The organism is Azotobacter armeniacus (genome assembly GCF_054779355.1).
This window is the reverse complement of the sequence record NZ_BAAGYK010000132.1, coordinates 18,859-39,017: the sequence shown is the minus strand read 5'-3', so window position 1 is coordinate 39,017 and position 20,159 is coordinate 18,859. Positions and strand designations below refer to the sequence as shown.

Annotated in this window: 16 protein-coding genes and 2 pseudogenes; 11 read left to right on the top strand and 7 right to left on the bottom strand. The window is 67.4% G+C overall.

Annotated features, from left to right (window positions below; all coding sequences use genetic code 11):
• The first annotated feature begins 38 nt into the window (after window positions 1-38).
• The 7 genes and pseudogenes from ACYVD0_RS17670 (at window position 39) to ACYVD0_RS17640 (ending at window position 11,585) form a co-directional block, all read left to right on the top strand.
• On the top strand, window positions 39-4,121 hold the full coding sequence (locus ACYVD0_RS17670) for an SNF2-related protein (RefSeq protein ID WP_460428024.1): 4,083 nt from the start codon (window positions 39-41) through the stop codon (window positions 4,119-4,121).
• Between the two features lie 10 nt (window positions 4,122-4,131).
• On the top strand, window positions 4,132-5,916 hold the full coding sequence (locus ACYVD0_RS17665; protein ID WP_460428023.1) for an ATP-binding protein: 1,785 nt from the start codon (window positions 4,132-4,134) through the stop codon (window positions 5,914-5,916).
• A 2-nt stretch (window positions 5,917-5,918) separates the two neighbouring features.
• Window positions 5,919-7,250, top strand: a complete 1,332-nt coding sequence (locus ACYVD0_RS17660; RefSeq protein WP_460428022.1) for a sigma-54-dependent transcriptional regulator — start codon at window positions 5,919-5,921, stop codon at window positions 7,248-7,250.
• A 104-nt stretch (window positions 7,251-7,354) separates the two neighbouring features.
• Window positions 7,355-7,732, top strand: a pseudogene (locus ACYVD0_RS17655) (MFS transporter); the annotation flags it as partial.
• Between the two features lie 311 nt (window positions 7,733-8,043).
• Window positions 8,044-9,000: a TAXI family TRAP transporter solute-binding subunit gene (locus tag ACYVD0_RS17650; RefSeq protein ID WP_460428021.1), complete on the top strand. Its 957-nt coding sequence runs from the start codon at window positions 8,044-8,046 to the stop codon at window positions 8,998-9,000.
• A gap of 177 nt (window positions 9,001-9,177) precedes the next feature.
• Window positions 9,178-11,205, top strand: a complete 2,028-nt coding sequence (locus tag ACYVD0_RS17645; RefSeq protein ID WP_460428020.1) for a TRAP transporter permease — start codon at window positions 9,178-9,180, stop codon at window positions 11,203-11,205.
• Entirely contained in the window at window positions 11,202-11,585 is a 384-nt protein-coding gene (locus ACYVD0_RS17640; protein ID WP_460428019.1) for a DUF1850 domain-containing protein, read from the top strand. The genes ACYVD0_RS17645 and ACYVD0_RS17640 overlap by 4 nt, the downstream gene beginning before the upstream one ends.
• 138 nt (window positions 11,586-11,723) lie before the next feature.
• Here ACYVD0_RS17640 and ACYVD0_RS17635 read toward each other — a convergent pair whose 3' ends face one another.
• The 3 genes from ACYVD0_RS17635 to ACYVD0_RS17625 all read right to left on the bottom strand — a co-directional run bounded on the left by ACYVD0_RS17635 (window position 11,724) and on the right by ACYVD0_RS17625 (window position 14,990).
• Window positions 11,724-12,119 (bottom strand): group II truncated hemoglobin, encoded by a 396-nt coding sequence (locus ACYVD0_RS17635; protein ID WP_460428018.1) that lies wholly within the window; start codon window positions 12,117-12,119, stop codon window positions 11,724-11,726.
• A 99-nt stretch (window positions 12,120-12,218) separates the two neighbouring features.
• Entirely contained in the window at window positions 12,219-13,922 is a 1,704-nt protein-coding gene (locus tag ACYVD0_RS17630) for an ATP-binding protein (protein WP_460428017.1), read from the bottom strand.
• Between the two features lie 105 nt (window positions 13,923-14,027).
• The gene (locus ACYVD0_RS17625; RefSeq protein ID WP_460428016.1) at window positions 14,028-14,990 is read right to left on the bottom strand and encodes a LysR family transcriptional regulator; all 963 of its coding nucleotides are present in this window, start codon (window positions 14,988-14,990) and stop codon (window positions 14,028-14,030) included.
• 112 nt (window positions 14,991-15,102) lie between these two features.
• On the opposite strand from ACYVD0_RS17625, the pseudogene ACYVD0_RS17620 reads away from it, so the two are divergent.
• Window positions 15,103-15,853, top strand: a pseudogene (locus ACYVD0_RS17620) (3-oxoacyl-ACP reductase family protein).
• Window positions 15,854-15,878: 25 nt separating this feature from the next.
• A complete protein-coding gene (locus ACYVD0_RS17615) occupies window positions 15,879-16,478 on the top strand; it encodes an NADPH-dependent F420 reductase (protein WP_460428015.1) in 600 nt (199 codons plus the stop codon).
• A 42-nt stretch (window positions 16,479-16,520) separates the two neighbouring features.
• Here the strand turns inward: ACYVD0_RS17615 and ACYVD0_RS17610 are convergent, their stop codons facing one another.
• The gene (locus ACYVD0_RS17610; RefSeq protein ID WP_460428014.1) at window positions 16,521-16,961 is read right to left on the bottom strand and encodes a DUF1772 domain-containing protein; all 441 of its coding nucleotides are present in this window, start codon (window positions 16,959-16,961) and stop codon (window positions 16,521-16,523) included.
• 156 nt (window positions 16,962-17,117) lie between these two features.
• On the bottom strand, window positions 17,118-17,318 hold the full coding sequence (locus tag ACYVD0_RS17605) for a hypothetical protein (protein ID WP_460428013.1): 201 nt from the start codon (window positions 17,316-17,318) through the stop codon (window positions 17,118-17,120).
• A gap of 125 nt (window positions 17,319-17,443) precedes the next feature.
• On the opposite strand from ACYVD0_RS17605, the gene ACYVD0_RS17600 reads away from it, so the two are divergent.
• Window positions 17,444-18,151, top strand: a complete 708-nt coding sequence (locus tag ACYVD0_RS17600; protein ID WP_460428012.1) for a DUF2076 domain-containing protein — start codon at window positions 17,444-17,446, stop codon at window positions 18,149-18,151.
• Window positions 18,152-18,331: 180 nt separating this feature from the next.
• Here the strand turns inward: ACYVD0_RS17600 and ACYVD0_RS17595 are convergent, their stop codons facing one another.
• Together ACYVD0_RS17595 and ACYVD0_RS17590 are read right to left on the bottom strand one after the other, a co-directional pair.
• Complete coding sequence (locus ACYVD0_RS17595) at window positions 18,332-18,676, bottom strand: alkylphosphonate utilization protein (protein WP_460428011.1); 345 nt, start codon at window positions 18,674-18,676, stop codon at window positions 18,332-18,334.
• 180 nt (window positions 18,677-18,856) lie between these two features.
• Window positions 18,857-19,213 (bottom strand): heavy-metal-associated domain-containing protein, encoded by a 357-nt coding sequence (locus tag ACYVD0_RS17590; protein ID WP_460428010.1) that lies wholly within the window; start codon window positions 19,211-19,213, stop codon window positions 18,857-18,859.
• A 344-nt stretch (window positions 19,214-19,557) separates the two neighbouring features.
• Between ACYVD0_RS17590 and ACYVD0_RS17585 the strand changes: the two genes are divergently transcribed.
• A complete protein-coding gene (locus ACYVD0_RS17585; protein ID WP_460428009.1) occupies window positions 19,558-19,818 on the top strand; it encodes a hypothetical protein in 261 nt (86 codons plus the stop codon).
• The last annotated feature ends 341 nt before the right edge of the window (window positions 19,819-20,159 follow it).

The window sequence follows — 20,159 nt, the reverse complement described above, 5'->3', positions numbered from 1 at the left end:
TTCCGCCAATCTTTTGCTTCGCCGCTTCCGGGTTCCTAATGACCAGCTCTGCCGCCCGCTCGACCCTCGCCAGCCTTCCCGATGCCTACAAGGCGCTGCTTTACGTCCTCTTCCTGGCCACCCCGAGGAACAAGACCGCGCTGCTCGAGCAGCTCAAGCGCCTGGGCGTGCGTGCCACAGCTAGCCGCGCCATGGACGGCGTGGTGCTGGGCGAGATGCTGGAAACCCTGCAGCGTCTGAACTGGCTGGAGCGCGGCGACGAGCGCAGCTTCTTCACGCTGAACCCGGCAGCCTGCAACCAGGTGCTGCTGCTGCTACAGGGCGAGCCGCAGTGGTGGCCGAAGCTGCGCAGCGGACTGATCGAGCACGCCGTCGCCGGCCCGGGCCTTCCGGTGAGCCTGTGGCGCGGCCTCTGGCTGGCCCTGCTGGCAGGGGAGGTGCCGGAGCTGGCGCAGCTGCTGCTTGGCATGGAGCAGGGACGGCCGCGGCAGGCCGGCATGCCCCCGCATCCCTGCGGCCAGCTGTTGGCCGACGAAACCGGCCGGCAGCTCTTCGCCCGGCTTACTCCGGGTGTTCGCGAGGTACTGCTGGAGGACTACCTGACCTGCGCCAACGGCGGGCTGGTGGAGGCCGGGGAAGCTTATCGGCAGGGCTTGGCCCTGCTCGATGGCGGCCAGGCGAAGTCCGCCGAGCTGATTCTCCAGCTGTTTCTGCAGGCGCTCTGGCGTGGTGACTGGCCACGCTTCGAAGCCTTGGGCCGGGACGAGCGGGTGCCGTTCGGCAGGATCTTCCAGAGTCTGCTGCGCGGGGAATCTGCCCGGGCTCTGGAGCACATTCAGGAATTCATCCGTATCCAGCGTGGCAGCCGCAAGCGCCGGGTCGAGCTGCCGGCCATGCTCAACGCCTGCTACTGCCTGCTCCTGCTGATCGATGGCGACAGCCAGCAGCATGCGGCGCTGCGCCAGGCGCTGGGGCTGGGGCTGAAGAAGGGCCTCGGCACTGCCTACGAGATGTTCGAGAAACTCTTCGAGCAGTTCCAGGGCAAGGGCTCGCGCTGCGCCGATCCGGCCTATAGGGTGCAGCAGCTGAACGGTTTCGACGGCCTGCTGACGGCGATCGCGCTGTACTGGATGGACGCCCCGGTGTCCTCCGCCTGGCGGAGGCGCCTGCAGCAATTCGGCGATGATCTGGCTGGGGAGGGCTACGCCTGGCTGGTGGCCGAGCTGGATGCCCTGCTCGAGCGGCAGTTCGGCACGCCCCCGGCGGAGGCGGACTGGCACCGGCGCCAGGGGCTGCGCCCGCTGGTCGAGCTGTACCGCCGCCAGGAGCTCTGGGAGCATGCTCTCGCCGCGCTGGTCGCGCTGCGTCCCGGCTCCCGCGGCGACGCCCCGGCACAGTCGCAGAGCAGTCAGCGCCTGGCTTGGATGATCGGCAGCGTCGCTTCGCAGGTCCCGAGCGTCGAGCCGCGCGAGCAGAAGCTCGGCGCCAAGGGCCAGTGGAGCAAGGGCCGGGCGGTGTCGCTCAAGCGCCTGCTCGAGGAGACCGACAGCTTCGACTACCTGCTGGAGCAGGACCGTCGGGTCATCCAGCAGATCCAGATGCACAGTGACTATTACGGCATCCGTTACCAGCTCGACGGCAAGCGTGCCCTGTCGCATCTGGTCGGCCATCCGGCGCTGTTCTGGAGCGATGCGCCGGAGGTGCGTATCGATCTGCTGGCCGGTAGCGTGGCTCTGCAGCTGCAGCAGCGCGGCTCGCAGATCCATCTGGCGCTGACCCCCGAAGGGATCGCGGAGTGCGACGGGCTGTTCATCGAGAGGGAAACTCCGACCCGCCTGGTCATCTATCCGCTCGGTCGCGAGGCGCAGCAGATCGCTGACATTCTCGGCGGCGGGCTGAGCGTGCCGCAGACGGCCAAGGCGCAGCTGATGGAAACCATCGGCAGCATTGCGCCGCTGCTGCCGATTCACTCGGATCTGCCGGAGCTGGCGGTGAATATCGACAAGGTGGCCGCCGACGGCAAGCTGTACGCCCACCTGCTGCCGCTGCTGGAAGGCCTGCGCCTGCAGCTGCTGGTACGGCCGCTGGCCAGCGGCAGCTGGTTCCGCCCGGGGCAGGGGGCGGAGAGTGTACTCGGCGAGCAGGACGGTAGGCCGCAGCAGGCGGTCCGCGACCTGCCAGCCGAGCGCAAGAAGCTGCAGCAGGTGCTGCAGGCCTGCCCGGCGCTGGCCGAGGCCGACAGCGACGGCCACGAATGGCAGCTGGCCGAACCGCAGGCCGCTCTGCAGGTGCTGAGCGAGCTGCAGGGGCTGGACGTTGGGCTGCTCGAGTGCGTCTGGCCGGAGGGCGAACGCATGCGCATCAAGGCCCAGCCCGGCCTGCACCAGCTGCAGCTGCGCCTGCGCCAGCAGGGCGAGTGGTTCGAGCTGGACGGCGAGGTGGTCGTCGACGACGGCCGCGTGCTGCAGTTGCGCCAGTTGCTCAAGCTGCTGCAGGCCAGCCCCGGGCGCTTCGTCCGGCTCGGCGAGCAGGACTGGCTGGCCCTCGATGCCAGCCTGCGGCGGCGCCTGGAGGAGTTGGGTCGGCTGGCCGAACGCAACGGCGATGAGGGCCTGCGTCTCAATTCGCTGACCGCGCCACTGCTCGCCGAGCTGGCCGAAGAGGTGGGCAGCTTCGAGGCCGACGCCGCTTGGAAGGAGCACCTGGCCCGCCTCGAATCGCTGCGCGACTACCGCCCGCGGGTGCCCAGCACCCTGCAGGCCGAGCTACGCGACTACCAGCTGGAGGGCTTCGACTGGATGGCGCGTCTGGCGAAGTGGGGCGTTGGTGCCTGCCTGGCCGACGACATGGGTCTGGGCAAGACCCTGCAGACCCTCACTCTGCTGCTGCACCGTTCCGCCGCTGGCCCCCAGCTGGTGGTGGCACCGACCTCGGTGACGCCCAACTGGCTGGCCGAGACCATCCGCTTCGCGCCGACCCTGCGCCTGCACGCCTACCGCGAGAGTCGCAGCCTGGACGGGCTGGGGGCGCGCGACCTGGTGGTGGCCAGCTACGGCCTGCTGCAGCAGGACGCCGAAGCGTTCGCCGCCCGGCACTGGACTACCGTGGTGCTGGACGAGGCGCAGGCGATCAAGAACGCCGCCAGCAAGCGCTCCCAGGCGGCCATGGCGCTGCAGGCGGATTTCCGCCTGGTCGCCACCGGCACACCGCTGGAGAATCATCTGGGCGAGTTGTGGAACCTGTTCCGCTTCATCAACCCCGGTCTGCTCGGCAGTCGCGAACATTTCGCCCAGCGCTTCGCCGGGCCCATCGAGCGTGGCGACCAGGGCGCCCGCAAGGCGCTCAAGGCGCTGATCCAGCCGTTCATCCTGCGCCGCCTGAAGAGTCAGGTGCTCGACGAGCTGCCGGCGCGCACCGAGGTGGTCTACCGGGTGCCGCTCTCCGACGCCGAGCTGCACCTCTACGAGGCCATGCGCCAGCAGGCGCTGGACTCTCTCAGCCAGACCAGCGAGGAGGGCAGCCAGTCGCTGCGGGTACTTACCGAAATCACCCGGCTGCGGCGCTTCTGCTGCCATCCCAGCCTGGTGGTACCGGATAGCGACCTGCCCGGCAGCAAGCTGGCGGCCTTCGCCGAGATCGTCGAGGAGCTGCTCGACAGCCGCCACAAGGCGCTGGTGTTCAGCCAGTTCGTCGATCACCTGAGCATCGTCCGCAGTTGGCTCGAGGAGCGCGGCATCCGCTATCAGTATCTCGACGGTTCGACCCCGGCGAAGGAGCGCATGGCGCGAGTGGATGCCTTCCAGGGCGGCGACGGCGACATTTTCCTGATCAGCCTCAAGGCCGGTGGCACCGGCCTCAACCTGACCGCCGCCGACTACGTGATCCACCTCGATCCCTGGTGGAACCCGGCGGTGGAGGACCAGGCCAGCGACCGCGCCCACCGCATGGGCCAGCAGCGGCCGGTGACCATCTACCGGCTGGTGGCGGAGAGCACCATCGAGGAGCGCATCCTCGCCCTGCACGGACAGAAGCGCGATCTGGCCGACAGCCTGCTGGAGGGCGGCGAGGTCAGCGCCAAGCTCGACGCCGAGGCGCTGCTGCGCCTGCTGCGCGGCGGCTAGCAGGATCCTTATGCCACTTCTGTCCGCCCGCCGGCGCGTGCTGCTGGTCGTTCTGACGATCCTGGCCGGGCTGCTGGCCAGCGTCTGGCTGGCCGGGCTCTACGCCGAGCGGCGCCACTGGAGCGAGCGCAGCGTCGAGGCGCGCGGCCAGCTGGAGCTGTACGCCCAGTCGCTGCGCATCCTGGTTGAGCGCTTCCGCGCGCTGCCGGCGATCCTTGCCCTGGACACCGAGATCCAGGCGCTGCTGCGCGACGGCGCCGATCCGCTGGCGCGCGAACGCCTCAGCCGGCGCCTGCAGCGCCTCAACCAGGAAGCGGGAGCGGGGGTGATCTTTCTGCTCGACCTGCAGGGCAAGGCCATTGCCGCCAGCAACTGGCAGGAGCCAGGCAACTTCGTCGGCGGCAACTACGCCTTCCGCCCGTATTTCCAGGACGCCCTGCGCGAGGGCAGTGCCCGCTACTTCAGCGTTGGCGTGACCACCGGGGTGCCCGGCTATTTCCTCTCTCAGGCGGTGCGCGACGCCGATGGCCGCATCCTCGGCGTGCTGGCGCTCAAACTGGTGATGGAGGGCCTGCAGCGCGACTGGGCCGGGCAGCCGGGCATCCTGCTGGTGACCGACCGGCAGGGCATCTCGATCCTTTCCAGCCGGCCGGCCTGGCGGTTCCGCTACCAGCAGGGGCTGTCGTCGGAGTTGCGCGCCCGCCTGGTCGATACCCGTCGCTATGGCGACCGGGATCTGCAGCCCCTGGCAGTACGGCCGCTGCGTCAGCTCGACGGCGGCGCCGAGCTGTTGCGCATCGACGGCCCGGACGGCCGTCGCGACTACCTGCGCCTGCGCCAGCCGCTGGCCGACGAGGGCTGGACGCTGCAGCTGCTGCATGAGGCGCGCGTGCCGGGCGGCGCGCTGCGCAGCTATCGCCTGGCGGCGGCCGGCATCTGGCTGGCGCTGGTCTTCCTGCTGCTGTTCCTCGGCCAGCGGCAGAAGAACCGCCGTCTGCTGCTGCGCCGCCGGGCCGAGCTGGAGCAACTGGTCGAGGAGCGCACCGCGGCGCTGCGCAAGGCCCAGGACGAGCTGGTGCAGGCGGCGAAGATGGCTGCCCTGGGGCAGATGTCGGCGGCCCTGGCCCACGAGATCAACCAGCCGCTGACCGCGATGCGCATGCAGCTGGGCAGCCTCGGCCTGCTGCTGGCGAAGAATGATCCGGCGGCGATGCGCACCTGCCTGGCGCGCATCGACGGCCTGCTCACCCGCATGGCGGCACTCACCGGGCACCTCAAGACCTTCGCCCGCGACACTCCGGGCGGCCTGCGCGAGCGCCTGCAGCTGGACACCGTGGTCGATCATGCGCTGCTCTTGCTGGAAGCGCGCATCCGCCATGACGCCGTGCAGGTGCTGCGCCGGCGCGAGCCGCAGGCCTGGGTCGAGGGCAATGCGATTCGTCTCGAACAGGTGCTGGTCAACCTGCTGCACAATGCGTTGGATGCCATGGCCGGGTGCGAGCGCCGCGAGCTGCGCATCGAGCTGCGGCGGGATGGCGACGACTGGCTGCTGAGCGTCGCCGACAACGGCGGCGGAATCGCCCCCGAGCACCTGTCGCGGGTGTTCGAGCCGTTCTTCACCACCAAGCCGGTGGGCGAGGGGCTCGGCCTGGGGCTGGCCGTGTCCTATGGCATCATCCGCGACTCGGGCGGCCAGTTGGAGGTGCGCAACGCCGAGGGCGGGGCGCAGTTCGGCATTCGGCTGCCGGCCGCGGCGCCGCCGGATACATTGCACGTCGGCCCGCAGGAGCAGTGAGCATGCAGCAGATTCTCTTCATCGACGACGAAGCGCCGATCCGCGAGGCGGTGCAGCAGTGGCTGGAGCTGTCCGGCCTGGCCGTGCGCACCTGCGCCCGCGCCGAGGAGGCGCTGGCGCTGCTCGACGCGGACTTCCCCGGGGTGGTGGTCAGCGACGTGCGCATGCCCGGCATGGACGGCCTGGCCCTGCTCGAGCGCCTCAAGGCGCTGGATGCCGAGCTGCCGGTGATCATGGTCACCGGGCATGGCGACGTGCCCATGGCGGTGACGGCGATGCAGCAGGGCGCCTACGACTTCATCGAGAAGCCCTTCACCCCCGAGCGCCTGCTCGGCAGCCTGCAGCGTGCCCTCGACAAGCGCCGACTGGTCTGCGAGAACCGCGCCCTGCGCCGCCAGGTGGCGCAGCAGGGGCGCATCGAGAGCCGCCTGCTCGGCGTGTCGCCGGCGATCCAGCAGCTGCGCCGGCTGATCCTCGAGCTGGCCGACACCTCGGTCAACGTGCTGATCCGGGGGGAAACCGGCAGCGGCAAGGAGTGCGTGGCGCGCTGCTTGCACGAGTTCAGTCCGCGCGCCGGCAAGCCCTTCGTCGCGCTCAACTGCGCGGCGATTCCCGAGCAGCTGTTCGAGAGCGAGCTGTTCGGCCACGAGAGCGGCGCCTTCACCGGCGCCCAGGGCAGGCGCGTCGGGCGGATCGAGCACGCCGCCGGCGGCACCCTGTTCCTTGACGAGGTGGAGAGCCTGCCGCTGGCGCAGCAGGCCAAGCTGCTGCGCGTGCTGCAGGAGAAGAGCCTGGAGCGCCTCGGCTCCAACCGCAGCATCGCCGTCGACCTGCGGGTGATCAGCGCGGTCAAGCCGGACCTGGCCGCCGAGGTACGCGCCGGGCGCTTTCGCGAGGACCTCCTGTACCGCCTCAATGTCGCCGAGCTGCACATTCCGCCGCTGCGCGAGCGGCGCGAGGACATTCCCCTGCTGTTCGAACACTTCGCCTGCGCCGCGGCCGAGCGCCATGGCCGCGAACCGCGCCCGCTCGGCTCCGCCGAACTGGCCAGGCTGCTGGCCCACGACTGGCCGGGCAACGTGCGCGAACTGGCCAACGCTGCCGAACGCCACGCTCTCGGCCTGGGCGGCGGCGCCGGTGCGGCGGCGCCGCAGTCGCTGGCCGCGCAGCTGGAGGCCTTCGAGGCGCTGTGCCTGCGCCAGGCCCTGCAGCAGTGTCGCGGCAACATCGCCGAGGTCATGGAGCTGCTGCAGCTGCCGCGGCGCACCCTCAACGAGAAGATGCAGCGCCACGGACTGAGGCGTGGCGACTTTCTCCCCGTCGGCGAGGAGTGACGGGCAACGGGCATCGGCGGAGTCTTGCCGATCGGCCTTCCGGCATTGGCGAAAGTCGGCCGACTGCGCCTGCCATTCCGGCGTAAACCAGCAGGCCAGAGCCTTTCCTGGTCTTGGCCTGGTTCCTGCTAAAGCACCCTCCGTTGCCCCTGTCCGACCGGATCGGCCGGCGCGCCTCGATGCTCTGGTTCGGCGCCCTGGGTACGTTGTGCACCTTGCCGATCCTGATGACCCTCAAGACCGTTGGCAGCCCCGTTCTGGCCGGCCTGCTGATCATTATGGGCATGGCCATCATCAGCTTCTACACCTCGATCGGTGGCATCGTGAAGGCCGAAATGTTCCCGCCGGAAGTGCGCGCGCTGGGCGTCGGCCTGTCCTACGCCATCGCCAACGCCATGTTCGGCGGCACTGCCGAATACGTGGCTCTGGGCCTGAAGTCCCTCGGCCATGAGGAAGCCTTCTACTGGTATGTTTCGGGCATTCCGGCTTCCTTTCCGCTCCCGTTTCCAGACTGTCGTGTCGGCGGATTCTTGCCGACGGATTGATCGTCATCGGCAAGAGTCCGCTCGCCATTCTTCGGTTGTTCTGTGCGAACCCGCGTCCCAGAGCCATCACCGATCATGGCACGATGACTGCTATATGCTTATACCGTTATGCCGGCTGCCTACAAGAACAACGCCCTGGCGATTGCGGATCCTTCCTGCGCCCGTTGTTTCTCCGTCTGCCGGATAGCCGTTCCTTTCGCTGCCCATTGGCAGCGAATGAAGTACCCATGAAAAACCGGAGAACAAAAATGAAATCGAGCAAGCGCTTTGGCCTGTTCGCCGCCGCGGCGGCCTTCACTGCCAGCACCGCGGTTATTGCCGCGCCCACTTTCATCAACATCCTCACCGGCGGCACCAGCGGGGTGTACTACCCGATTGGCGTGGCCCTGTCGCAGCTGTACGGCAGCAACATCGAGGGCGCCAAGACCTCGGTGCAGGCGACCAAGGCCTCGGTGGAGAACCTCAACCTGCTGCAGGCCGGCCGCGGCGAGCTGGCCTTCGCCCTCGGCGACTCGGTGAGCGATGCCTGGAACGGTGTCGAGGAGGCTGGCTTCAAGGCACCGCTGAAGAAGCTGCGGGCCATCGCCGGCACCTACAACAACTACATCCAGGTGGTCGCCAGCGCCGGCGCCGGCATCAAGACCCTGGAAGATCTCAAGGGCAAGCGCATCTCCGTGGGTGCGCCGAAGTCCGGTACCGAGTTGAATGCCCGGGCCATCTTCAAGGCCGCCGGCATGTCCTACGAGGACCTCGGCAAGGTCGAGTTCCTGCCCTACGCCGAGTCGGTGGAGCTGATCAAGAACCGTCAGTTGGATGCCACTCTGCAGTCCTCGGGCCTCGGCATGGCGGCGATCCGAGACCTGGCGACCACCATGCCGGTGACCTTCGTGGCGATTCCCGCCGAGGTGGTGGCGAAGATCGGCAGCCCGGCCTACCAGCCCGGCGTGATTCCGGCTGGCACCTACGAGGGCCAGTCGGCCGACGTGCCCACCGTGGCCGTCACCAACCTGCTAGTCAGCCACGAGAAGGTCTCCGACGAGGTGGCCTACCAGATGACCAAGCTGATGTTCGACAATCTCGGCCGCTTGGCCACGGCGCACTCGGCGGCGAAGGAGATCAAGCTGGAAACCGCCACGAAGAACCTGCCGATCCCGCTGCATCCGGGTGCCGAGCGGTTCTACAAGGAAGCCGGCGTGCTCCAGTAAGGCATCGAGTGCCGCGCAGCCTGTCGGGGTGCTGCCTGACGGCGGCTCTTCCGGTGCCTTTGCACCCTGCGTGGCGCCTGCCTCCTCCAGAGGAGCCAGCAAGGCCAGCGTGACGCATCGCGTCGGCTTTGTCGGCGGCTCTCGTCAATTCCCGATTTCCAGCTCCGAGGTATTTCCATGAGCGAAAGCCAAGGCATGTCCGCCAGCCCCAGTCAGTGGCCGAAGGCGCTGTTCTATGTGGCTCTGCTGTTCTCCACCTACCAGATCATCACCGCCGCCTTCCACCCGGTGACCAGCCAGGTGCTGCGCGCCGGCCACGTCGGCTTCCTGCTGCTGCTGGTGTTCCTCTGCTATCCGGCGCGCGGCACCGCCCGCCCGTTCCAGCCGCTGGCCTGGCTGCTGGGCCTGGGCGGCATGGCCACCTTCGCCTACCAGTGGGTGTTCGAGGCCGACCTGATCCAGCGTTCCGGCGAGCTGACCACGGCCGACATGGCCATCGGTCTGCTGCTGATCGCCCTGGTGTTCGAGGCGGCGCGGCGGGTGATGGGCATCGCCCTGCCGCTGATCTGCGGCCTGTTCCTCGCCTACGGGCTGCTGGGCGAATACCTGCCGGGCGACCTGGCGCACCGCGGCTACGGTCTGGACCAGATCGTCAACCAGCTGTCCTTCGGTACCGAGGGCCTGTACGGCACGCCGACCTATGTCTCGGCCACCTACATCTTCCTGTTCATCCTGTTCGGCGCCTTCCTCGAGCAGGCGGGGATGATCAAGCTGTTCACCGACTTCGCCATGGGCCTGTTCGGCCACAAGCTCGGCGGTCCGGCCAAGGTCTCGGTGTTCTCCTCGGCGCTGATGGGCACCATCACCGGCTCGGGCGTGGCCAACGTGGTCACCACCGGGCAGTTCACCATTCCGCTGATGAAGCGCTTCGGCTACAAGGCCGGCTTCGCCGGCGGCGTCGAGGCCACTGCCAGCATGGGTAGCCAACTGATGCCGCCGGTGATGGGCGCGGTGGCCTTCATCATGGCCGAAACCATCAACGTGCCCTTCGTCGAGGTGGCCAAGGCCGCACTGATTCCGGCGCTGCTGTACTTCGGCTCGACCTTCTGGATGGTTCACCTGGAAGCCAAGCGCGCCGGCCTCGAGGGGCTGCCCAAGGAGCAGTGCCCGGACCCCTGGGCGGCGGTCAAGGAGCGCTGGTTCCTGCTGATTCCGCTGGGCGTGCTGATCGCCCTGCTGTTCTCCGGGCGCACGCCGATGTTCTCCGGCACCGTCGGCCTGGCGCTGACCGCCATCGTCATCCTTGGCTCGGCGATCATCCTCAAGGTTTCCTCCTTCGGCCTGCGCATGGCCTTCTGGATCGCCCTCGGCGTGCTCTGCGCCGGCTTCTTCCAGCTCGGCATCGGCGTGGTGTTCGCGGTCATCGGCCTGCTGGTGGTGGCCTGCTGGTTCGTCAAGGGCGGCCGCGACACCTTGCGGGTGTGTGTCGACGCGCTGGTCGAGGGCGCGCGCCATGCGGTGCCGGTGGGCATCGCCTGCGCCCTGGTCGGGGTGATCATCGGCGTGGTCTCGCTGACCGGGGTGGCCTCCACCTTCGCCGGCTACATCCTCGCCATCGGCCAGGACAACCTGTTCCTCTCCCTGGTGCTGACCATGATCACCTGCCTGGTGCTGGGCATGGGCATCCCGACCATCCCCAACTACATCATCACCAGCTCGATCGCCGCTCCCGCGCTGCTCGATCTCGGCGTGCCGCTGATCGTCTCGCACATGTTCGTCTTCTACTTCGGCATCCTCGCCGACCTCACCCCGCCGGTGGCGCTGGCGGCCTTCGCCGCGGCGCCGATCGCCGGCGAGAAGGGCCTGAAGATCAGCCTGTGGGCGGTGCGCATCGCGGTGGCCGGCTTCGTCGTGCCGTTCATGGCGGTATACAGTCCGGCGCTGATGCTGCAGGGCGACAGCTTGGCTGCGACCGCCTACGTGACGGTCAAGGCGCTGTTCGCCATCACCCTGTGGGGCGTGGCCTCGATTGGCTATCTGCAGCGCCGGCTGGACTGGTGGGAGCGCCTGCTGGCCTTCGCCGCTGGCACCAGCCTGATCCTCGCCCTGCCGGTCACCGACGAGCTCGGCTTCGCCCTTGGCGCGCTGGTGCTGGTCCTGCACGTCTGGCGGGCACGCCGGGCCACTGCGGTGGTCGGTGCGTGATCGGCCTGTGCCTGGGGCTGGCCGGCGCGGTGTGGGCACAGCTGCCCGTGCCGGCCTTCACCCTGGCCTGGGACCACAGCATCGAGAAGATCCGCTGGGAGGAGGACTACCGCGTCACGCCGGAGGGCTTGCTGCTCGGCGAGGCACGGGTCAGGGGCAGCGGCGCCGGCATGGAGATCCCGGACGGCGCCGTGCTGCACGACGGCAGCTGGCACTACCGGCGCCAGCTGCCGCCGCTGCAGCCCCTGCGCCTGGGGCGCACGCCCGAGGCGGGCGACTACCAGCTGTGCTTCGACGACGCCTGTCATCCGCTGGGCGAATGGCTCGGTCCACCCCGGACCGAGCTGCCGACGGTGGAGTTGTGGAGTTGCGCGCAGTGATTCCATCGTGCTGTCAAGGCCATAGGGTTTTTTGTAGGGTGGGAAACGGCCGCAGGCCTTTCCCACCATCGGCGCGGTCATGGTGGAAAACGCTTCGCGGTTTTCCACCCTACGGCAAGCCATTGAAAGGTTTCGGGCTCAGTCCGAGGTCGCGCGGTTGCGCACGCGGTTGGCGAAGGCGTAGATCGGGTCCTTGATCAGCGCCTTGGCCGCCTCGCTGGCGCCGACATCGTCCAGCGCTTTGTTCAGGCACAGCATCCACTGGTCGCGCTCCTTCGGGCCGATGGCGAAGGGCTTGTGTGCCGGGGTCATGCAGACCGTGCCGTACTTCTCCAGGTACAGCTTGGGGCCGCCGAGCCAGCCGGAGAGGTACTCGAAGAGTTTCTCGCGCACCGGCGTGGTGTCCGCGCCATGCATGCGGCGGATGTCCTCCACCTCGGGCAGACGCTCCATGTTGTCGTAGAAGGCGTTGCACAGCCGGCGCACGCCTTCCTCGCCGCCGAGCAGTTGATAGGGGGTGAGGACGTTGATCATGCAAAACACTCCGTTGATATTTCGATTGCCGCCCTGCTGCCGATTGGCAGCAGGGCGACCTTGACCTGAGTCACTGGCGACAGCGTGCCGTCTTTGCCCTCAGTCATGCCCGCCCATGTCCATGCCGCGGAAGATGCTGCAGCGTTCGAACACCGCCAGGCTCGGCTCCACCGACTTGTGGTGGCAGTACTTGGCCACTAGCTTGGCCAGGCCCTTGATGTCGCGGCCGCTGGCCTGGGGGAAGAGGGTGGCCAGGCGCTCGGTGAGCTCGGCGGCGACCTTGAGGCCGAACTGCTCGGTCATCACTTGCCAGATCCGCCGGCGGTCTTCCGGACCGGGCGGGTGGTACTTGATCAGCGCGATGCAACGCGACACTACCGCCTCGTCGATGTCGTCCACCCGGTTGGTGGTGAGGAACAGCAGCCCGTTGAAGTACTCCAGCACGCGCAGGAACACGCCGACCACCGCGTTGGCTGTGATGTTGTCATCGCGCCGCTTGATGTACACGTCGGCCTCGTCGATCAGCATCACCGCGCCCCAACGCTGGGCGCGGGTCAGGGTGGCCTTGAGGGTCTTCTCCATCTCCGCGACGTTCAGGCCGAGCTGCCCGGAATGCACGCGGTACAGCGGGCGCTTGATGATCTCCGAATACACCTCGGCGGTCAGCGTCTTGCCCACCCCGGGCGGGCCGGCGCAGAGCACCGTGGTGCCGCCGGACTTGCCCTCGACGATGTCGTCCATCAGCACGTCCATCTCGGCGGTGAGGATGTCGATCAGATCGGTCTGCTCCGGCGGCAGGATCAGCTTGTCCTTGAGCTTCGGCTGGTAGACGTAGGGCTGCATGTCGTCGACGTGCACCCACAAGTGGTGGTGCAGGTCCAGGTGGAACATCAGGATGTAGCCGTGCACCGGCAGCTCGGCGAACACCCCCTCGGGGATGTCGCCGCGCACGGCCTCGGTGGCCTTCTCCACGCGCTCGTCGTACTTCACGCTGCGCCCGGCCTTGCGCAAGTACTTGCCGAGCACGTCGCCGCTGGCGTCGAGCACGAGGGCGCGGTCCTTGAGGATCTCCTCGTCGTTGACCAGCCGCGCGCTGCCGCCGGTGGAGGACAGCACCACCCGCTCCTTGCGGGTCCAGTCGGTGTTGCGATGGGTGGCGGTGGGGTCGTCGGCGAAGATGCCGGTGCCGCTGGCGGAGAACTGCCGGCCGTAGTCGGAGCGGAACTCGAAGAAGCGCGCCGTGGAGTGGGCGTAGGCGGCGATAAGCTCCGCGGTTTCCTTGAGGAAGCCCTTGGCGATGAGGATTTCCGCGATGGTCCGGCCGACGATGTCGCGCTCCAGGATGGTCAGGGTCAGCGATGTGACCCGCGCCATGGAGTTGGCCTTCAGCTCGATCAGGATGCGCCCGCTTTCCTCCTCGCCTGGCGGGGTGAAGTCGATGCGCGACACCAGATAGGCGAGCGGCTTGCCGGCCATGTTGATCTTGAACAGCCAGCCGCGGATTGCGCCCCGGATCAGGAACTCGGCAACCGCCGGCACCATCCGCTCCAGGTCGCGTTCGCCGAAGCGCTCGCCGCCGTCGCTCACCGCCCGCCGCAGGGTGGCGATCTGCGCCGCGCGCAGCTCCATGCTCGGCCCGGCGGCGAGGTAGAGCCGGTGCAGATGGTCCAGCTGCGCCATCGTCAGTTGCTCGAAGACTACTTCGGCCCGGTTGCCGAGTTTCAGTTGATGGGTCAGCGCCGACAGCTCGGGGAATTCGCTGACCAACGCTTCGACGTGGGGTCGATCGATGAGAAGTTTCATGCCGGACCAGCCTTGGTAATCACGGGGCAAGTGTTCTAGCAAGCTCCATGCCATTGGATAAGTTTTTGATTTTGCAAGATTATTTCAGGTTTACTGTGCGTTTCTCTACATAACGGGTCGGTGCCTGTGTGGGGTAGAGGACAAACCGCTGGCGCTGAAGAGCCGGGCCAGGTGGCGTTCCTCGAAGCTGCTGGTGACATGGTCGACGAAGGCTCGGATCTTGGCCGGCAGCAGCCGGCCGCCGGCGAAGTACAGGGACAGCGGCCCGGCGTCGGCGTGCCAGTCCGGCAGCAGGCGCACCAGGGCGCCACTGTGCAGGTGCGGCAGGACATCCGGCAGGGCCAGCAGACCCACGCCCAGGCCCAGCCGCACGGCATGGCAGAGGGCGTCGGGGTCGTTCACCAGCAGCCGCGCCCTGAGCTCCACTGGCTGTTCCGCGCCTGCGCTGTCGCGCAGCGACCACAGGCGCAGCCGCCCACTCAGCGCCGAGCGCATCAGTACGCCGTCCCAGTCCCTGAGCTGCTCCGGGCGCTGCGGTAGCGGCCGGCCCTGCAGCCAGGCGGGCGCGGCCACGGCAACGATATGCACCCTGGCCAGTTCACGCGCCACCAGCCCCGGCGTCAGCTCGATGCCGCCGCCGATGGCGGCGTCGAAGCCCTCGGCGATCAGGTCCACCTGGCGGTTTTCGAACTGCCAGTCCGGCGTCACCGCCGGGTAGCGGGCCATGAAGTCTGGCATCAGCGGCAGCAGGTAGTCGCGGCCGAAGCCGGGGGCGGTACTGAGCTTGAGTACCCCGGCGGGCTCGCCGGCCGCGCCGCTCAGCTCGGCGATCGCTGCCTGGATGCTCGCCAGTCCGCCGGAGACCGCCTGGAGGAAGCGTTCGCCGGCTTCGGTCAGGGTCAGCCGGCGGGTGCTGCGCTGGAACAGGCGCACGCCGAGGTTGGCCTCCAGCCGGGCGACGTTGCGGCTCACCGCGGCAGGGGTCAGTGCCAGCCGCCGGGCGGCGGCGGAGAAGCTGCCGGTTTCGGCGCTGCGCACGAAGGATTCGAGATTGGTGAGGGTTTCCATGGGTTCACCTTCAAGTATTGCTTGAAAGTGATTCTAACCATTGCCCGCTACTGACCGGGATATCCAGGTTGCATAGTGGACCCATCCACTCCCCAACCCCGAGGTCACCCACATGAACACTCTCCAACCCCTGCACGGCAAGGTCGCCATCGTCACCGGCGCATCGCGCGGTATTGGCGCCGCCATCGCCACACGCCTGGCCGCCGACGGCGCCAGCATCGCCATCACCTACCACGCCTCGGCGGACAAGGCCGCCGCGCTGGTCGCCTCAATCGAGCGCGCCGGCGGCCGCGCCATCGCGATCCGGGCCGATGCCGGCGATCCCGAGGCGGTACGCGCCGCGGTCCGCCAGGTGGCGGAAACCTTCGGCCGGATCGACATTCTGGTCAACAACGCCGGCATCAGCGTGCTCGGCGCACCGGAGGAAATCGCCTTCGAGGACTTCCAGCGCATTCTCGCGGTGAACGTCACTGGTGTCTTCGTCGCCACCCAGGAAGCGCTGCGGCACATGGGCGAGGGCGGGCGGATCGTCCATATTGGCAGCTCCATGGTGCAGTACGCGGCCTTTGCCACCGCCTCCGCCTATACCCTGACCAAGGGCGCGCTGGCCGGTTTCAGCCGTGGCCTGGTGCGCGACCTGGGGCCACGTGGCATCACCGTGAACACTGTGCACCCGGGGCCGACCGACAGTGACATGAACCCGGCGGACGGCCCGGTGGCCGACTTCGTGCGGCCGAACATCGCCGTGCAGCGCTATGGCCGCGGCCAGGACATCGCCAGCGCCGTGGCCTGGCTCGCCAGCCCCCCAGGCCTCCTTCGTCAGCGGCGCCGAGCTGCTGGTGGACGGCGGCTTCACCGCCTGATTCCCGACTGCACAGGAGAGACAACATGAACATTGGCATCATCGGCGCCGGCGCCATCGGTTCGGCCATCGCACGGGGCCTGACCCGCGCCGGAATCCCGGCGTCCATCGCCAACAGTCGCGGGCCGCAGAGCCTGGCGGCGCTGGTCGCCGAACTCGGGCCGCGGATCAGCGCGGTGAGCGTGGAGGAGGCCGCCCGGGCGGACCTGGTGTTCCTCGCGGTGAACTGGTCGAAGATCCCCGCGGCGGTAGAGGAGCTGGGACCCTGGAATGGGCGCATCGTGATCGACACCAACAACCCCATCGAGGCGCCGCTGTTCAGGCCCTTCGAGTTGGGCGGGCGCACCTCCAGCGAGGTGGTCGCCGGGTTGTTGCCCGGCGCGCAGGTGGTGAAGGCCTTCAACCACCTGCGGCCCGAACTGTTGTCCGCCGATCCGCAGGCCGAGGGCGGCCGCCGCGTGCTGTTCTTCTCTGGCGACGACGCCAGGGCCAAGGCCAAGGTGGCGCGGCTTATCGAGCAGCTCGGCTTCTTCGGCGTCGACCTCGGTTCACTGGCCGCAGGCGGTCGCCTCGCCCAGTTCCCCGGTGGCCCGCTGCCAGCGCTGAATCTGGTCAGGTTCGACTGAGGCCGGCCGGTGCGCTGCGCCAGCCGGCTGACGCAGCGGGCGTCAGGCGCCGAGCAGCCGTACCAGATACACCACGGAGGCGGCCAGGCCCAGGGCGCTGCGCACCCCGTGCAGCCGGCCCCAGTTGTCGAGCAACTGGCGGGTTTCCGTCGACGACAGATCGCGTCCGGGCTCGAGCAGGCGATGATTGGTCGGCATGATCGCGACGAAGGTGAAGGGCACCACCAGACCGATCAGCAGTGCCTCGCCGAGCCAGGCGATGCCCCCGCCGAGCAGCCAGGCCAGGATGCCGGCAAGGAGGCTGGTGACTGCCAGCGAAGCCTGCATGAGCGTGGCCCGCCGGTAGCTCGGCGCCCATACCGTCGCGGCAATTTCGGTGGCGCAGCCCATCCGTGCCGGATGCTCGACGAGGTTGATGTAGACTGCCGCACCGGTGAACAGGGTGCAGCAGAGGGTGGCGAGGAACTGGGCCGCTTGGAGCATGGATGCTCTCCCGCCGTGGGGCTGGGATGCCGGAGCCTCAAGTCTAGCCGGGGGCGGTTCTGCTCGGCAGTCGGCTGCGGCATGGGTGCGTATCGCACCGGACCCTATATATGGCTTGCAAATCTGAAACAGCATCTATTCATTTCTGTTTTCAGATCAGGCGGCTTTTATTGTTGGCTGCATGGCATTCAGTTCAATTACATGCAGCCACTTGGAGGACAAGTTTTGTAATAGCTGAGCTTTGACATTCCCAAGGCGGGATTGCAGTATTGCGCTATATTTTCCGGTTTGGCAATTTATGCCAGTTCTCTGCTTTTTGCTTAAAATTTGCTGATTTTTATGGATTTTGGCGTCCACTTTCAAGGTTTTGCAAAGTTTCGACACGAAGTGCGTTTGATTTTCCAGTATTTGACCTTATATGTAGGTCGCGCATACTTTTCGGGTATGCGATCTTCTATCGGCAACCCAGTCAAGAGAAAACCATGCAGTCTGAAGAAAAGAATCTGATCGATGGCCTGTTTTCCCGCCTCCGCGATGTCGAAGGCCAATCCGCGTCGCGCGATCCACAGGCTGAAGGCGTAATCAGGGAGCACGTTGCCCGTCAGCCGGCTGCTCCCTACTACATGGCCCAGGCGATCATCGTCCAGGAAAACGCCATCCAGCAGCTCGACGGTCGCACCAAGGAGCTGGAGGCGCAGATCGAACAGCTGAAGCAGCAGGCCCAGAGCGCCAGCCGCCAGCAGAGCGGCGGCGGCTTCCTGGCCGGTCTGTTCGGCGGTGGCCGCAGCGAGCCGCAGCCCCAGCAGCCCGTCGCTCGCCCGCAGCCGGCGGCCCGTCCGGCGACTTCGGGGTGGAGCGAGCCCGGCCACGGCAACCAGGGTGGCTTCGGCCAGCAGCCGGGCTTCCAGCGCGGCGCTTATGCTCCCCAGGCGGGCGGTGGCGGCTTCCTTTCCGGGGCCCTGCAGACCGCTGCCGGCGTGGCCGGCGGTATGGTGCTGGGGAACGTGCTGATGGACCTGTTCCAGGGGGACGAGGAGCAGGTGGCCGCAACCGAGGCCGCGCACGAGCCGGCAGCGGAGCCGGCACCCCAGATCGCGGAAGAGAGCCAGGCACCGGAAGAGGACTACTTCGCTGACAGTGGCGAGGAAGGTGGCGATTTCTTCGGCGGGGACGACGAAGACTTCGTCTGATCGGTTCTTTTGGCAGGCGCCGGGAGCTGCCAGTGGCAGTTTCCGCTTGCCGCGGGTGGTCGGCGGCGACGCTGCCAGAGAAAGCACCTGCGGCTGTGGATGGGTTACGGCTTGCGCCCTGCCCATCCAGGAGATGCCGGGTGGCGGCGCCCTTGAGCGCAATGCTCCCGGCTCCTCGCTTCAAACTTTTTTCACGAACTCCGACTTCAGCTTCATCGCGCCGATCCCGTCGATCTTGCAGTCGATGTCGTGATCGCCGTCGCACAGACGGATGTTCTTCACCTTGGTGCCGACCTTCACCACCAGGGACGAGCCCTTGACTTTCAGATCCTTGATCACGGTGACGGTATCGCCGTCCTGCAGGACGTTGCCGACCGAGTCCTTGATAACCTTGTCGCCTTCGGCCGTCGCCTTGGTCGTCTCATCAGCGGACCACTCATGGGCGCATTCCGGGCAGACCAGCTGCGTGCCGTCCTCGTAGGTGTATTCGGAAGCGCATTTGGGGCAGGGCGGCAGGGTGCTCATGAGGACTCCTCCGGTACAGGGATGAAAGGGGCGGGGATTGTATAGGTTTTGGCAGGGCAGGGAAGCGGCCGCACTTGGCCCGCCAGGCCATCGGCAGGAAGCCTGGCGGGCGAATGGCGTTGGTCAGCGCGGACGGGGTCCCGCGCGGCGGTCGTTGCGCCGCCTGTTTTTTCGCAGCCCTTATCTCCTGGGCAGTACCTTGTGGTGGGACCAGGGCTCGTGATGGGCGTTGTCCCTGAGGTTCTGGTCGGTGAAGCGGTACCAGCCCTCCTTGAAGTGCGTCCACCAGCCATGATCGAGATCGCTACCGTGTTTGCGTACGATCTCCTCCACCTGCTCGATGCGCATGTGCGAGGCATCGTAGGCGACATCCAGACGGCCGGTGGCCTTGTCGAGTGCGACGCTGTCCACGCCCAGCAACTGATCGATCTCCTGCGCAATGGCTGCGGCCCGGACTGCATTCAGCGCTTCGAGTTTGAGATGACGCTTCACCAGGTAGGCTTCGTGAACTCCCGGTCTGTGATCCATATCAGACATGAGTTTTTTCTCCCGCGCTTGAGTTGCATCCTGTTATGGCGGTGCCTGAACGTCAGGGAGCTTCGGCTCCGTACCCTGGAAATCAATCAAAGACCGAGTCGCTGCCTGGTTCACCAGCAACTATAGAAGACCGCCAAGCCGGCTGCCGACTGACGGCGGCTCGCCGGCAATGGCCTGTGCTATACCCTCTCTGGACAGGAGGAGGGCGCAAGGACTGCGATCCCTGCCGGCGCTTGAGCTGCCGAAATCCGGCGGCGCCATCCGGGCCGTATCGCCGGCCGTGCCAACGAAGCGGATGCCGTCGGCCGACCCGCGGGCGGCCTGCAGACAGCGAGGTTCAGACCATGACCCTGATGCAATGCACCTACCGCGACCACACCATCACCGCCGACGTCCTGGAGCATGAGGGCAGCCCGATGCCCTGGGCCGGCGGCTGCCATATCACCGCACCCGACGGCCGCACCACCCGGCGGCTGCCCCTGCCGCTCGGGTACGCCTTCATGGCCGAGCTGGAGCAGGCTCAGCACGCCTCCATCGCCCACGGCAAGTGGCTGGTCGACCAGTGCCTCGACCATGGCAAGCCGCTCTTTCCCCAGGTCGCCTGAACGGCTGGCATCCTCGCCTCAGGATCGGGTGGAAAAGCCGCAAGGTGCTTTTCCACCCCTGACCACCGCGATCCCCGGTGTCGCAAAGGCTTTGCCGCGATCTCCTGTCCGTTAATGTCAAGGATTAGGCTGCAAGCGTTATTGTCGCGCCCTTGCCCGCCAGCCACTCTAATGCCACTCCGCCTGGCTGGCGATCCGGCCAACCCCATGGCGGGCAGTAGTTCTGGCAATGAGTTCACAACAATCATTCGGAAAAAAGACTCATGCAAGCATGGAAAGCAGTCCTTCCCACGGGAATGTCTCCAGCGACCGAGGGCCATGGCGGTGGCCTGAACAGTCGT